Origin of the sequence: Capnocytophaga genosp. AHN8471, assembly GCF_016806945.1 — a bacterium.
In the GTDB taxonomy this organism is placed as follows: Bacteria; Bacteroidota; Bacteroidia; order Flavobacteriales; family Flavobacteriaceae; genus Capnocytophaga; species Capnocytophaga periodontitidis.
Genome location: NZ_JAESPJ010000016.1, coordinates 177,428 through 191,536 on the forward strand (window position 1 = coordinate 177,428; position 14,109 = coordinate 191,536).

Annotated in this window: 19 protein-coding genes; 16 read left to right on the forward strand and 3 right to left on the reverse strand. The window is 38.0% G+C overall.

Annotated elements, in window-relative coordinates:
- The first annotated feature begins 194 nt into the window (after positions 1-194).
- The 8 genes from JMN12_RS07500 to JMN12_RS07535 all read left to right on the forward strand — a co-directional run bounded on the left by JMN12_RS07500 (position 195) and on the right by JMN12_RS07535 (position 5,409).
- A complete protein-coding gene (locus tag JMN12_RS07500; protein WP_203138358.1) occupies positions 195-767 on the forward strand; it encodes a hypothetical protein in 573 nt (190 codons plus the stop codon).
- A 96-nt stretch (positions 768-863) separates the two neighbouring features.
- A complete protein-coding gene (locus JMN12_RS07505; RefSeq protein ID WP_203138359.1) occupies positions 864-1,574 on the forward strand; it encodes a porin family protein in 711 nt (236 codons plus the stop codon).
- 121 nt (positions 1,575-1,695) lie between these two features.
- Entirely contained in the window at positions 1,696-2,118 is a 423-nt protein-coding gene (locus JMN12_RS07510) for a SufE family protein (protein WP_203093688.1), read from the forward strand.
- 54 nt (positions 2,119-2,172) lie between these two features.
- On the forward strand, positions 2,173-2,496 hold the full coding sequence (locus tag JMN12_RS07515) for an iron-sulfur cluster assembly protein (protein WP_009413044.1): 324 nt from the start codon (positions 2,173-2,175) through the stop codon (positions 2,494-2,496).
- A 21-nt stretch (positions 2,497-2,517) separates the two neighbouring features.
- The gene (locus JMN12_RS07520; protein WP_009413043.1) at positions 2,518-3,441 is read left to right on the forward strand and encodes a DUF3078 domain-containing protein; all 924 of its coding nucleotides are present in this window, start codon (positions 2,518-2,520) and stop codon (positions 3,439-3,441) included.
- Positions 3,442-3,571: 130 nt separating this feature from the next.
- Entirely contained in the window at positions 3,572-4,135 is a 564-nt protein-coding gene (locus JMN12_RS07525) for a Crp/Fnr family transcriptional regulator (protein WP_203081026.1), read from the forward strand.
- Positions 4,136-4,210: 75 nt separating this feature from the next.
- Positions 4,211-4,885 carry an L-2-amino-thiazoline-4-carboxylic acid hydrolase gene (locus tag JMN12_RS07530; protein WP_203081025.1) on the forward strand — a complete coding sequence of 225 codons (675 nt, stop codon included), beginning with the start codon at positions 4,211-4,213 and terminating at the stop codon, positions 4,883-4,885.
- Positions 4,882-5,409 carry a Crp/Fnr family transcriptional regulator gene (locus tag JMN12_RS07535; protein WP_203081024.1) on the forward strand — a complete coding sequence of 176 codons (528 nt, stop codon included), beginning with the start codon at positions 4,882-4,884 and terminating at the stop codon, positions 5,407-5,409. The genes JMN12_RS07530 and JMN12_RS07535 overlap by 4 nt, the downstream gene beginning before the upstream one ends.
- On the opposite strand, the gene JMN12_RS07540 is transcribed toward JMN12_RS07535, so the two are convergent.
- Positions 5,406-5,936 carry a hypothetical protein gene (locus JMN12_RS07540; protein ID WP_203138360.1) on the reverse strand — a complete coding sequence of 177 codons (531 nt, stop codon included), beginning with the start codon at positions 5,934-5,936 and terminating at the stop codon, positions 5,406-5,408. The genes JMN12_RS07535 and JMN12_RS07540 overlap by 4 nt on opposite strands.
- A gap of 11 nt (positions 5,937-5,947) precedes the next feature.
- Positions 5,948-6,217, reverse strand: coding sequence for a hypothetical protein (locus JMN12_RS07545; protein ID WP_203138361.1), 270 nt, complete (start codon positions 6,215-6,217; stop codon positions 5,948-5,950).
- Between the two features lie 135 nt (positions 6,218-6,352).
- Here JMN12_RS07545 and JMN12_RS07550 point away from each other — a divergent pair, with 135 nt between their 5' ends.
- The 8 genes from JMN12_RS07550 to JMN12_RS07585 all read left to right on the forward strand — a co-directional run bounded on the left by JMN12_RS07550 (position 6,353) and on the right by JMN12_RS07585 (position 13,102).
- A complete protein-coding gene (locus tag JMN12_RS07550) occupies positions 6,353-7,366 on the forward strand; it encodes an Acg family FMN-binding oxidoreductase (protein ID WP_203081022.1) in 1,014 nt (337 codons plus the stop codon).
- A 361-nt stretch (positions 7,367-7,727) separates the two neighbouring features.
- Entirely contained in the window at positions 7,728-8,939 is a 1,212-nt protein-coding gene (locus JMN12_RS07555; RefSeq protein ID WP_203138362.1) for a beta-ketoacyl-[acyl-carrier-protein] synthase family protein, read from the forward strand.
- Between the two features lie 283 nt (positions 8,940-9,222).
- Positions 9,223-9,690 carry a hypothetical protein gene (locus JMN12_RS07560; RefSeq protein ID WP_203081020.1) on the forward strand — a complete coding sequence of 156 codons (468 nt, stop codon included), beginning with the start codon at positions 9,223-9,225 and terminating at the stop codon, positions 9,688-9,690.
- A gap of 15 nt (positions 9,691-9,705) precedes the next feature.
- Complete coding sequence (locus JMN12_RS07565) at positions 9,706-10,830, forward strand: FlgD immunoglobulin-like domain containing protein (RefSeq protein WP_203081019.1); 1,125 nt, start codon at positions 9,706-9,708, stop codon at positions 10,828-10,830.
- A complete protein-coding gene (locus JMN12_RS07570; RefSeq protein ID WP_203081018.1) occupies positions 10,827-11,183 on the forward strand; it encodes a hypothetical protein in 357 nt (118 codons plus the stop codon). Before JMN12_RS07565 ends, JMN12_RS07570 begins: the two co-directional genes overlap by 4 nt.
- Entirely contained in the window at positions 11,180-11,536 is a 357-nt protein-coding gene (locus JMN12_RS07575; RefSeq protein WP_203081017.1) for a hypothetical protein, read from the forward strand. The genes JMN12_RS07570 and JMN12_RS07575 overlap by 4 nt, the downstream gene beginning before the upstream one ends.
- Positions 11,533-11,895 carry a hypothetical protein gene (locus JMN12_RS07580; RefSeq protein WP_203081016.1) on the forward strand — a complete coding sequence of 121 codons (363 nt, stop codon included), beginning with the start codon at positions 11,533-11,535 and terminating at the stop codon, positions 11,893-11,895. Before JMN12_RS07575 ends, JMN12_RS07580 begins: the two co-directional genes overlap by 4 nt.
- Positions 11,896-12,049: 154 nt before the next feature.
- Positions 12,050-13,102, forward strand: a complete 1,053-nt coding sequence (locus JMN12_RS07585; RefSeq protein WP_203138366.1) for an NAD(P)/FAD-dependent oxidoreductase — start codon at positions 12,050-12,052, stop codon at positions 13,100-13,102.
- A 5-nt stretch (positions 13,103-13,107) separates the two neighbouring features.
- On the opposite strand, the gene JMN12_RS07590 is transcribed toward JMN12_RS07585, so the two are convergent.
- Positions 13,108-13,935 (reverse strand): prephenate dehydratase, encoded by an 828-nt coding sequence (locus JMN12_RS07590; protein ID WP_203138368.1) that lies wholly within the window; start codon positions 13,933-13,935, stop codon positions 13,108-13,110.
- Positions 13,936-14,109 lie beyond the last annotated feature (174 nt).

A 14,109-nucleotide genomic window follows, 5' to 3' on the forward strand; every position in this document is an offset into this window, starting at 1 on the left:
CGATATAACAGAACATTGATTTACAGCTTTGTAACATAATATATTCACAAAATAATTCACCGTCAGGTGAAAATTCGTGAGATAATAAAAAATAAAGACATTTATACACTCCCAAATTCGTGAAAATTCGTGTAATTCGTGGGAGCCTATAATTTATAGAAATCAATACACCAATAGTATAATCCAAAACTAAAATGAACAACACTCTCCTCTCTTCCGAAAGACAGCAATATGTTGAAAACCAAAACAAATATATCAAACAAGTAGCTGTCTTCTTTGCCTGCACACCCATTGTTACAATAGCGTTTTTTGCAGGACTATTATTCTATTTCATTCCAGATAAATCTCAGATTTACAATCTTTTGTTGGCAATCTCAGTCGCCGAAATTTTAGCGCTCTACTTTAACTATCGCGTATTAAAAAAGAAAATGCAAAACCAACAAGAACTCATTGCGCAAATGTCGGATACTGATTTTCAGCAGTTGCTCAATACCCAAAAATATTTGTTCCCTTTGATGAAATACAACCCTCCATTTGTGTTTTGTAGAGATAAACTCTACTTGTTTCCCCTTTTTAATATCAAAGAAATCAACCCTACAACTATCAAAATACTGAGTTGGAGGTATTATAACAGACAAAAACGAGGAATGACTTTTATCAAATCGCCTAATACTACCGATGTTGCCAAAATGACAAAAGAGCTATTCCAGCATTTCGCATCGATTATCAAACACTACAACCCCAGTGTACAAATCAAAATGCTTTAAAACGCCACTGCTAACTGTTAAAAAAGTTAATTGTTAATTGCTAATTGTCAATTGTTTTTTATCTTTGCCCTCAAAATAACGCTAAACAATAAAAAAATGAACAGAATTATTACCACTATTGCGGTAGCATTTGCTACCCTTACCGCAGTTAACGCCCAAGAGTTTAAAGTAGGTGCTAAAGCAGGATTAAACCTTTCTACACTATCTATTCCTACTTATTCATACGTAGAAAGAGATAGGAATTTTTTAAACACTGAAAGTGTAGACACTAAATTAAAAGCAGGTTTTCACTTTGGGGGCTTTGTAGAATACGGTTTTAATGAGAAATTATGGGTTGAAGCAGGGGTAGATTACTCCTTTCAAGGAACTAAAATCAAATCTGTTGAATATAAAAGAACAAATTTAACTTCAGGACAAATAAAAACTGGAAAAACTGAACCTGATGTTTCTATAAACACTCAACAGCTCAATGTTCCACTTTGGGTGAAGTATGATATTGCTGGTTTCCGCCCTAAAGTAGGGGTAAACTTAGGTTTCTTGACAAAGGCAGAATATAAAGGAAAAGATGAAAATGGTAATTCAAAAACTGTATCGTTAGATCCTGATAAAACATTCGACTTTGGACTCGGTGTCGGTGCTGAATACAATTTGCCTTTTGGTTTATTCTTTGATGCCACCTTTAATTTAGGACTTAGCAAAACATCTTTAAAATCAAAATATGAAAAAAATGGGAATGTTACTTTAGACTTCCCTGGAATAGAATTTAAAAACCGCGTAATCCAAATAGGCGTAGGTTATAAATTCTAAAAAAAACTATACATCATAACAAAAGAGACTGCTATTAAAGGCAGTCTTTTTTGTTAAAAATGTTAATTGTTAATTGCTAATTATTATTTGTTTTTTATCTTTGCCCCCTAATTTATTGCAAATGACTATCGAACATATTCAAAATGAGCTCATTGAAGAGTTTTCATTCTTTGAAGATTGGACGCAACGTTACGAATATCTTATAGAACTCGGCAAGTCGTTGCCTCTAATAGATGAACAATATAAAACTGAAAATTGCCTTATCAAAGGATGCCAAAGTCAGGTGTGGTTGCACGCCGAAAAGCAAGGTAACGAACTCGTATTCACCGCCGATAGCGATGCGATTATCACCAAAGGTATTGTCGCTCTCTTAATAAGAGTATTCTCTCATCAAACCCCCGAAAATATCCTCAATGCCGATGTAAGTTTTATTGATAAAATCGGTCTTAAAGACCACCTTTCACCCACCCGCGCCAACGGCTTAGTGAGTATGATTCAGCAAATGAAACAGTATGCTCGGCAGGATTTAGAAAAAAGGAATTAGGAATTAGAAAACAGGAATTAGAAGTCTTACCTCTTATCTCTTAACTAAAAAAAGATGGACGAAATCATAAACACCGAAGTACTCGGCGAAAAAATCGTTGAGGTACTCAAAACTATATACGACCCCGAAATCCCTGTAGATATCTACGAACTCGGACTTATCTACGACGTTTTCGTGAACGAAGACCGCGATGTAAAAATACTAATGACCCTTACATCACCTAATTGTCCCGTCGCCGAATCTCTCCCTATGGAAGTGAAAGAAAAGGTGCAAAGCATTGACGAAGTACACGAAACACTTGTAGAAATTACCTTCGACCCCCCTTGGAATCAAGATATGATGAGCGAGGTCGCAAAACTCGAATTAGGACTTTTGTAAACTAAATTTAATAAATCACTTATGAAAAAACTTTTATTTTCAGCTCTATTACTGTCTTCAGTAGCTACTTTCGCTCAGGAAGACGAAACTAATGGCGGTGTAGCTCAAGATCCTACAGCTGCCCCTACCGAAGAAGCTCCTGCTCCTCGTTGGACAAAAGGTGGTAGCGCTTCATTGTTGTTCTCACAAGCTGCTTTCAACCACGATTGGACTGGTGGTGGTTCTAACAACGTTGCTGCTAACCTCGCTGTTAGCTATGCTTTCAACTACAAAAAAGACAAATGGGCTTGGGATAACAATATCTTCATCGACTATGGTCTCACCAAAGTAGATGGCGATGAATATACTAAAAAAACCACCGACCGTTTTGAAGTAAACTCTGTACTTGGTTACCAATTGAACAACCCTCAATGGTACTACTCATTCTTCTTGAACTTCAAAACTCAAATGACCGATGGTTACAAGTATGTAGATAGCCAAAACCGCACCCTTATCAACAAATTGCTCTCCCCAGGTTACTTGCAATTTGGTCCTGGTATGTTGTGGAAAAAGAGTGACAACCTAAAAGTGAACATTGCGCCTGCAACTTCTAAAATTACTACTGCACGCAAGGAGTTTACTTCACCTACAGGAGCTCACTACACTCATAACTTCTACGGTGTGGAAGACGATAAAAACATCCGTTACGAACTCGGTTTCTACTTGAACGGCTATGCTAAAGTTAATGTATGGGAAAATGTATCTATCGAGAACATCCTCAGCTTGTACAGCAACTATTTAGATAAACCACAAAACATAGATTTGGATTACACTGCTAACGTAGTGATGAAAGTAAATAAATACTTATCAGCTAACTTTACTTTCCAAGCCATCTACGACGACGATGCTGCACGCGCTTTCCAAATCCGTGAATTGTTAGGATTAGGTTTAAGCTACAAATTTTAATGACGAATTACGAATTACAAATTACAAAAGGACTGTCTTATTAGGGCAGTCCTTTTTTCATTATGTATCTTGGTATTTAGAAAAATAATACTACTTTTGCCTCACACATTATTGCTGAATTACAGAAGATTTGGAAAAACTTATTGCATACATACAAAAAACGATTCCTAAACTAAAAATAGAGGAAAAACTCCTTGGCGAGGCTTTCCAAAAAGAAGTTCTTACTAAAGATACTTTGTTGTTGGACTTCGGACAAGTGTGTGAACATTATTACTTTGTAAACAAAGGGGCTCTTAGGATATTTTTTTACGATGATAATGGCGAGGAATACACCAGTTGGATAGCTTTTGAAGATTACTTCTTTACAGAGCAATTTAGTTATACAAATTCTTTGCCTTCTCGTTATGCTATTACAGCTATTGAAGAGACTGAAGTGCTGAAAATACATAAGCAACAAATGGACAAACTACTCCAAAATAATTATCAGTGGCAACAGTTCTTCATACAAAATGAGCAACAAACAATACTACGGCTGATGGAAACTATTGAACTCTTCCAAAGGCAATCGGCTAAAGAGCGATATGAAGCCTTATTCAGCTTTCCCGCCTTTATACAAAAAGTGAAACAAAAAGACCTTGCCACAATGCTCGGGATGACTAAATACTCTATCAGCAGACTAAAATCTTATAAGTAAAGAGAGGAAGTTGCCAAATAGCAACTTTTTAGTGTATTGCAGTGCGTAATTTTGCATTTATAAAACAAATGTAAAATGAACCAAGAAGAACAATACAGTTTTAGCCCGCTGGACAGCTATCAGTGGATAAAGAAAGAGGCTTTTGCTTATATAAAAGCCCAACAATGGATAGATGAAGCGTTGTTTGAAGACTTTTCAAACGCTTTTGAAGATTATTTTAAGCACTCATTACAAAAAGTATCTCATCTTATCGAGAATGAGTTGGATGAAGGGAATGTGCAATTTGCGGTTTTGGTAGTAGCTTTCTATGAAGCTTTTGTGAAGATAGGCAAGGAAGAGAAAGAGGCTTTCAAATATGTGTGTCTTGCTATCAATGAGCCTATAGCCCCTTTTATGGAGCAGAACACTGAGGCTTTCTTAACAGCTTCGGAGCGCCCTTTTAAGGCGATTGTGGAGATATCAAAAGCACGAGAAGCGTATTATTTTGGCAAGAGTTTTGGCTTTGAACGCCTTATAGATAATAATTACGGTTATGTATTGCAAATTAAAAAGTGCTTGTTTCACGAAGTACTAAAAGCCCTTGAACATACTTTTTTGCAAAGAATTATATGCCAAGTAGACTGCGGTTGGATAAAAGGCATTAAAACAGATCTACACAACTTACATTTTGCACGACCCACTACTTTTGCTACGGGCAATACCTGCCAAATGTGGTTTATAAAAGAAGAAAAAACAGAAGATATACAATGACCCTAAACCTCGATTTCCTCAGTCAGTATTTTACCGAAGTACATTTCGATAAAGATGCCCTCATCACCCGTGCAGGCGATGTGGAGCACTCGCTCTATTACCTCAGCGAGGGCATCGTGCGCTTCTTTTATTACAACCCCACAATCGACAAGGAAACTACCGTAGATATCCTCTTTGCCGAGCAGTTTTTTATGTCGTATGCCTCGTTTGTAAAGCGTGAACCTTCACTCTTCTCTATTCAAGCACTCAAAGAGGTTACTGCCTATAAAATAGGGCGTGAACACTTGGAACACCTCATTGAAAAACAAGAATACTTACAAATAAAAGCTGATATTTTAGAACATCTGCTGATTGAGAAGATGCAACGTGAGGCGCAATTCTTATTGCAATCACCCGAAGAGATTTACCGCAATCTATTGGAAAAAGACCCTAAACTCATCCAGAATATCCCCCTGAAATATATAGCTTCTTATATTGGCATCACCCCCCAAGCACTGAGTAGGATTAGAAAAAGAATTTTCTAAAAGGTTACTTTCTCATTGAGTTCTTTTAATAATTCTTCCACAAGAGAGAAATGAACTCTTGGATATGTGTCTTTTTCCTGTAGGATTGTAGTCAAGCGAAACCGTAATTTCATACAAAGCTCTGTTCCTAAGGTAGTGTACTTTAAATCCTCTTTCAGCAAATGAGCCAAATTATTATAGTTTTCATCTTCTAATGTGATGATAAGCCATTTCACTTTGCCAAAAAAGTCTCTGGAGATATGTTCTTGGTAGAAGGTGTCAAATAGTTCAAAGAAAGCATCTAAAGCCTTTTCTTTGGTTTTGAACTTATAGAAAAGTATATTTGCCCAGCCTCTACTATCCCTAAGATGATATTTCTTGCGTAACCAATAGTAAAAGTCTTTATAGAGTATATTTGCTTTTACCTCTTCTTCTTGATTGCGATAATACCAACCATTTAGGAAAGCTTCTAAGCAGAATATATCGTGTTCGCCAATAAATAATTCAGGACGAGGCTTGATAAGGTTAATAAGTTCTATGATGTTCATTACTTATTTCTTTAGCGTGTTAAAAGGAGGTCATTTATCTGTTTTTCAGCACCTTTAGGCATAGGGATCGTTTTGCTGACGTCAGCAAAATGATAGGCTATATTTTCGCCTACACTACTGCAGGAAACCTTTGCTTTTTGAATAATAAGTTCAAAATTACGCCACTGAGAGTATCCCAATAGGGTTTGTAACTCTCTGGCAATCCAGCATTCTATGCCTTCTACTTCTTGGGCGGCTTCCTCAATTTTCTTAAAAAGAGCTTTTATTTCTTCTGCTTTCATTTTGGTATAATGGATTATTTTTTCCGCAAAGTTATGGTTTTATTCTTATACTGCCAAAAGCATTTCTTAACCCAAGTTCATTTTTTTAGCGTTTTTTCGCCGTTCCTTTGCAACGTAAAACAAATACAAACTAAAATGAACTTAAAAATGTTACCTATCACGTTTATGATGGCGCTTGCTACACTTAAAGCTTCCGCCCAAAATCCCGATTTTTTGACCCTTATCAAGGCTGCTACACAAGCACCTTCAGGTCATAACTCTCAGCCTTGGTGGTTTGAAACCTCCGACCACAGTATCGTTATCAAACCCAACTTCGAGAAAGCCCTCCCCGCCGTCGATGGTCAGCATCGCGAACTCTTCATCAGCTTGGGTTGTGCGCTCGAAAACCTCTGTATCAAAGCCTCTGAGCTACAGTACCAAACTAATGTAACCCTCACTCCCGAGGGGGTCATCACCATTGACTTACAAAAATCAGAAGCTGTTGCCCCTGACCCTTTGGCGAGTGTGATTGAAAAACGACAAACCAACCGCTCGGTGTACGACAACAAGCACATCGACCCTGCGCTATTGCAAAGTCTTGTAGCGCAAACAGGAGCAACGGGTATCTTTACTTTTGCCAATGGCACTCCGCTCTTCGAGAAACTCACTGATGCCGTCTTGCAAGGCAATACCGCTCAGATGTCCGATCCTGCTTTTAAAAAAGAACTGCTTTCGTGGATTCGCTTCAACAAAAAACATTCTGAAAGCACTCACGACGGACTCAGTTATGCGGTACTCGGGGCGCCTAACTTACCCCGTTGGGTTACAGAGCCTATCGTAAAAGGAAGCCTCAAAGCAAAAACCCAAAACAAAACCGACCTGAAAAAGATTCAATCCTCTTCGGATATGGTGCTCATCACTACCGCTACAAACGATATCCCCACGTGGATAGCCACCGGTCGCACCCTCGAACGCTTTTTGCTCTTGCTCACCCAAGCAGGCATCGCTCACGCCTACCTCAATCAGCCATGTGAAGTACCCGAAGTAAATACTTCTCTACGCGAAAAACTCACTGAAAACAATGTCTATCCTCAAATTCTTTTGCGTATCGGCTATGCCAAACCCGTCGCATACTCCAAAAGAAAAGACGTTAAGGAAGTGATGAGATAATTTGCCAATTTGTTGATTCGCCAATTTGTCGATTTGCGTCGCTACACTTTGCCAAAGGTGCGAGCCGCACGGGCGATTAAAGAATTGCTACAGAGGCTGTCCGAAAAGTCTAAAAATTGCTTTTGCATCATAAACTTTGTCAAAGTCCCAAAACTTTGACAAAGTCTATAAATCTGATAATCAATTACTTTTAGAGTATGTTGTGTAAGAAAGCCAGTGATAGCTGGGTATGTGCTGCAAACGCCCCTATACATTTTCTAACGCCTAATTTCGTCATTCGTAACTCGTCATTCGTAAATATTTATTACCTTTGCCCCTACATTTGCTAATCTGCTAATTTTCTAATTTACTAATTGAATTTATGAGAGTAGTTATCACCGGAATGGGTATTTATTCCTGCATAGGCACTTCACTGGGCGAAGTGCGTGATTCGTTATACCAAGGTAAATCGGGTATTGTTTTCTTGCCCGAACGCAAAGAATATGGCTATCGCTCTGCCCTCACAGGCTTTGTAGAAAATCCTGCCCTCAAAGGTCTCTTGGGTCGCCGCGAGCGTATTTCTATGGGACAAGAAAGCGAATTTGCCTATATGGCAACCCTCGAAGCACTTAAAAATGCAGGTATCGATAGCGATTTCTTACAACAAAACGAAGTGGGCATCCTCTATGGCAACGACAGTGTAGCCGAGTCGGTGATTCTTACTAACGACAAGATAAGAGAAAAGAAAGACACCACACTGGTTGGCTCTGGAGCGGTGTTCCGCACGATGAACTCCACTGTAACGATGAACCTCTCAACTCTCTTCCAATTGCGAGGGGTAAATATGAGCATCAGTGCCGCTTGTGCCAGTGGCTCACACTCAGTAGGTTTAGGCTACTTGCTGATACAAAGCGGTATGCAAGACTGCGTAATATGTGGCGGAGCTCAGGAAATCAACAAGTATAGTATGGGCAGTTTCGATGGTCTTGGGGTCTTCTCAATGCGTGAGGACGAACCCACTTTGGCTTCTCGTCCCTTCGATGCCGGTAGAGACGGCTTAGTGCCCAGTGGTGGCGCGGCTACTTTAGTGTTAGAAAGTTACGAATCGGCAATGAGACGCGGGGCAACCCCTATCGCTGAGGTCGTAGGCTATGGCTTTTCGTCTAATGGCGGACATATCTCTACCCCCAATGTAGAAGGACCTGCCCGTGCGATGGCACGCGCCCTCAAAAATGCAGGAATGCAAGCGGGTGAAATCGACTATATCAATGCGCACGCCACTTCCACCCCCATAGGCGATGCCAATGAAGCAAAGGCTATACACGAGATTTTTGGCAGCCATATCCCTGTGAGTTCCACCAAATCAATGACCGGACACGAGTGCTGGATGGCAGGAGCCAGCGAAGTGATATATTCCGTACTGATGATGCAAAACAGCTTTATAGCCCCTAATATCAATTTTGAAACTCCCGATGAAGCTTCTGCTAAGCTGAATATCATCGCCGAAACTGTAGAACGCCCCATCAATGCCTTTTTGAGCAACTCTTTTGGCTTTGGCGGTACAAACTCAGCTTTGGTAATCAAGAAAATTTGAGAATTATAGTCTATCATAATTGATTTGCAAAATTTGTATTGCTACACCCCTGCCCGTGCGGCTCGCACCTTTGGAAAAGTCTATAAATCTGATAATCAATTGCTCTAAAAACAAGTCTATTTATTTTTGTTTAACTATAAACTAACAAAATAACTGTAAACCAATTTCTGTACGTGACACTACTTCCAATTCCTAAAAAAAATCTTCGTTTTTGTTGCGTTTTAATTTTGGTTTATTTATCTTTGTCCCATTATTTAATAAATATAGTAATTAATCAAAAGAGATGTCAGTAATAGCCAAATTGTACTTCGACGGGGGAGAAAGAACCCTCCTAAGTTATAACTTCCAAGCAAATAAGAGTTTAGGGAGAGATGGTCACCCCTCTTTTTTAAAGGAAATGGTATTCAATGTATCCTTTTACCCTGAAAAAGGTGATGAATTTTTTTACCGCTGGGTACTCAATAAAAGTGAAGAACCTCAGCGGGTAAAAATAGTATTATACGATATAGTTTGGAAACGTGTAGTAGAACAACACGAGATTATTTATTCTACAGGAGTACAGTTTAATAGTGATTTTGATCACCAATGGGGCACAGTAAACCATTTAAGGATACCTGCATTAACTCTTATTACCAACGAAATATACTATACTGATATACGTTTCGGAGGTTACCTTACTGGGGAAATTGAAAGACAAAAGAAAAAACAACAAGAAGAAGATTCTTTTAGTGTAAGTATTAATATAGAATAGTAAAATTAAATTATTATGTGCTCTACATTCGTACCATTAGGAATAAAATCATTTGATAATAAGTTCGAAAATAAATATATAAGTTTATCTTATACATTGTCAGATAATGCTCAGGAAGTAACTTTGCAAATACGAGACGGAGAAGAAGAAATCTACAAAAAAGTAATAACTTCTCCAAGTGAAGTTTCTAAAGGGCAACATTTTTGGTCTTGGGATGGATTTGATAAAAATGGCATTTTAGATACTGCAAGACTTACTAAAGCTAAGAAACTAAACTACAAAATATCTGTTAAACGAAAAAATCATATTTATTCAGAAACTCAGTACTTCAAAATATCCTATAGTGAAGTAAATTGGGTAGATGTGAAAATAAATCGCCCTAAAAAAGAAATTTATGTCACTTTAAGAGTAAATTTAAGAGATGGAGGAGCAGAGGGGCTAAAAGGTTTTCGAATACAGCAAACTAGCTCATTTGGAACTTATACAAATATTGAAATAGATCCTCCAAGAGATGTCCCTGCTACAATTTTAAAAAAATGGGGACATCCTCCTATAACATCTCGTACACGTAGTTTTGAAAACTTAAGAGATTTAGCACTAAAAGGTATAGAAAAATACTGGTCGCGCCATTCTCTTAACATAGGTAAAAACATAAAAGTAAACAGCGAAACTTATCAGGTTTTTGTAGAAGCAATTTACGATGAAAAAGGAATGATTGCCCCTAAAATAATTTTCTTTACAAATAAGAAAGATAGCAATCTCAATCGTTCTCGTAATTGGTTTCTATCAAGGGAATTATACTATAAAGTAGGATATATCCAGCCAGATGATAATAATTGGAAGTATATTAACGAATCGGAAGCAATTGTAGATTTTCAAGAAACAGCTGCGCACGAGATAGGACATAAACTGTTAGAAGAATATGGAGATATGTGGTATTCTTATAAACACAAAGACACTTCTACTCTTGTTACACAAGTTCCTCTTGAAAATACTCCTTATCCTATAATTGGAGAGATAGATTTAATGAAATATTCAAGTGATATGTATAGACCCTCTGATTATTACGATAGAGTAATCCTTTCAGAAAAAGATCTAAAAGGACTGTTATGGTTTACTAAAATGAAAATAGAAAAATGAAAATAATATTATTGTATTTATCTGTATTATGCATTACAATAGGTTGCAACAACTGTCAAAATACTGTTGATGAGAGAATCATCAGTAGAGAAGGTTGGGTAGTAGATACAGAAGGAAATCCTATTGATAGTGTGAAAGTGGTAAATTTCAAGAATGAGATAATGACCTACTCTGATTGCAAAGGGTATTTTAAAATAGAAACAGAAGAATATAAGTTTTTCCAAGATGTTTTTTTTCAAAAAGACTGTTACATTACTGATTCTATTAAATATTATGGTCATTCCGATTGGCGTGGTGGGTGGTTACCTTATTCGGGGCTTGATACTATTGTTTTAAAAAGAGAGGAGAAGTGAAAATAATATTATTGTATTTATCTACATTATTCATTACAATAGGTTGCAGCAACTGTCAAAATACTGTTGATGAGAGAATCATCAGTAGAGAAGGTTGGGTAGTAGATACAGAAGGAAATCCTATTGATAGTGTGAAAGTGGTAAATTTCAAGAATGAGATAATGACCTACTCCGATAGCAAAGGGTATTTTAAAATAGAATCAGAAAAATATAAGCTTCACCAAAAAGTTTTTTTTCAAAAAGACTGTTACATTACTGATTCTATTTTATATTATCTTTATTTTGAATGGGAAGGAGGCTGGAAATCTTGCTCAGGATGTGATACTATTGTTTTAAAAAGAGAGGAAAAGTGAAAATAATATTATTCTATTTATCTGTATTATTCATTACAATAGGTTGCAACAACTGTCAAAATACTGTTGATGAAAGAATTGTCATTAAAGAAGGTTGGGTAGTAGATACAGAAGGAAATCCTATTGATAGTGTGAAAGTAGTAAATTTCAAGAATGAGATAATGACCTACTCTAATCGCAATGGATATTTTAAAATAGAAACAGAGGAATATAAGTTTTTCCAATATGTTTTTTTTCAAAAAGACCATTACATTACTGATTCTATTGCGTATTATATAAATATAGAGAGGTTAGGAGGTCTAAAGCCTTGTATAGGAATTGATACTATTGTTTTAAAAAAGAAAGAGAAATCAAAATAAAATTATTGTATTTATCTGTATTTGCCCGTGTGGCTAAAGTCTATAAATCTGATGAAAACAATTATCAAACAGAAGAATACTCACAAGAAAACTTATTAACAGATATACTAGTGAGATAATTATCACACAACCTCTTATCTCTTACCTGAATAAAATGTACGACTTTATCATCATAGGCGCAGGACTTGCAGGCGTAAGTTTTGCCCATACCCTCGAAAAAAATGGCAAAACCTTTTGCCTCCTCTCCGACCACTCTCAAGTGGCGAGCCTCATCGCGGGAGGAGTTTATAATCCCGTCGTTTTAAAGCGATTTACCCCCGTTTGGCGTTCTGAGAATATAATGAATGGTGCCAACCGTTTTTACGACGAAATTGAGGCTAAAATGCAATGTCAATTCCGCGTTCCTATACACGTAGTGCGCAAATTCGCTTCTGTAGAAGAACAAAACAATTGGTTTACAGCTTCCGATAATCCGCTGCTCGCTCCTTATTTGAGTCCTGTGATATTGCCCGCTCTCAATGAGGCGCTACCAGCACCCTTTGGCTTAGGCGAAGTGCTCCACACGGGGAGATTGGAGGTACAACACTATTTAAACGAAAGTATAAAACGTTGGCAAACAGAAGGGTTGTGCTACGAGAAGACTTTTGTGTACGACGATTTAGAAGTATACGATACACACGTGGTTTATTGTGGAGTTACTGCCCGAAATATCATTTTCTGTGAAGGCTGCGGTATTGCCAAAAATCCGTATTTCAGCAAATTGCCTATGCGTCCGTGCAAAGGGGAGACCCTCACTATCAGCGCTCCTCATTTGCAGTTGCAACACATCTACAAAAGTGATGGAGTATTGATTCCGTTAGGGGATGATAAATATATACTTGGGGCTACTTACGACCCCGAAGATTTAACTGAAGTAATTACCGAAGCTGCCCGTGCCGAACTTTTAGAAAAACTCCACAAAATGACGAGTGTTCCTTATGAAGTGCTAAGTCATCAAGCGGCGATTCGCCCTACAGTAGCCGATAGGCGACCCCTTTTAGGGCAACATCCTCAGCACTCTCATCTGTGGGTGTTCAACGGTTTAGGCACCCGAGGCGTGCTCAATGCTCCTTACTGCGCCCAAATGCTCTACGCCGCCGCTTTTGAAGAAATAGAAATCCCCCACGAAATGAATATCAACCGCTTCGCCAAGAGATTTAGGCATTAATCTTCTTACCTCTTACCTGATATAAATTTTCCTAAAACCTTCAGCTCCTCTGTCATTATCTCCAAAAGTTGCATAGCTTGCTCAAATTGGGCGTAATGTTCAAACCCTACATCCACGAAAAAAGCGTATTTCCAAGGCGTTTCTATCACTGGCAACGATTGTATTTTGGTCATATTTATATCGTGGTCGCGCAACACGTTCAGCACAGTGGCGAGACTTCCGCTCTTGTCGTATACTTGGAATTTTAGGGTTGCTTTATCAATTTCTTCTTTTGGCAGATGGTTGTCAGTAGTAGAGAGCACCACAAAGCGGGTAGCGTTGCGCTTAATAGTTTGGATACTTTCAGCTAATATCGGCAAGTGGTAAAGTTCCGATGCCGAGGTTGAGGCAATTGCAGCGACACCTTTCAGCTGCTGCTCGTGAATTTCTTTAGCTGCTTGAGCTGTGTTAGTAGCTTCTACCAAACGGATATGAGGATATTGCTCAAAAAAATCTTTGCACTGCAATAGTGCCATATAGTGTGAGCGCACTTCGGTAATATCGGCTAAAGTTTGATTGCCAAGAGCCATTAGGTGGTGCTGAATATTCATATAGTACTCGCCCGTGATGTGCAAGTTGTTGCGGTCGATAAGCGCATAGTTAGGCAGTATAGCCCCTGCAATGCTGTTTTCAATCGCCATTACCCCCCATTGGGCTTCCCCATTTAAGAGTTTTTTCACCACTATATCAAAATTGCGACATTCTATAACGTCTATATCCTTACCAAAATAGGCTTCAGCTGCCTGATAATGGAACGAACCTTGGGTACCTTGTATGGCTATTTTTTCATTCATAGTGCAAAAATACATATTTTTTCTTGCATATTCAAAAAATTGTTGTACCTTTGCCCCCGATTTTAAGAATTATCGTTTAACTAAATACAAAAAATACGCACGAAGAAATGACCTATATCAAGTTACATATCGCATCTGTATTACCTTTGCACAAGGTAACGCTTCGTGGCGTAT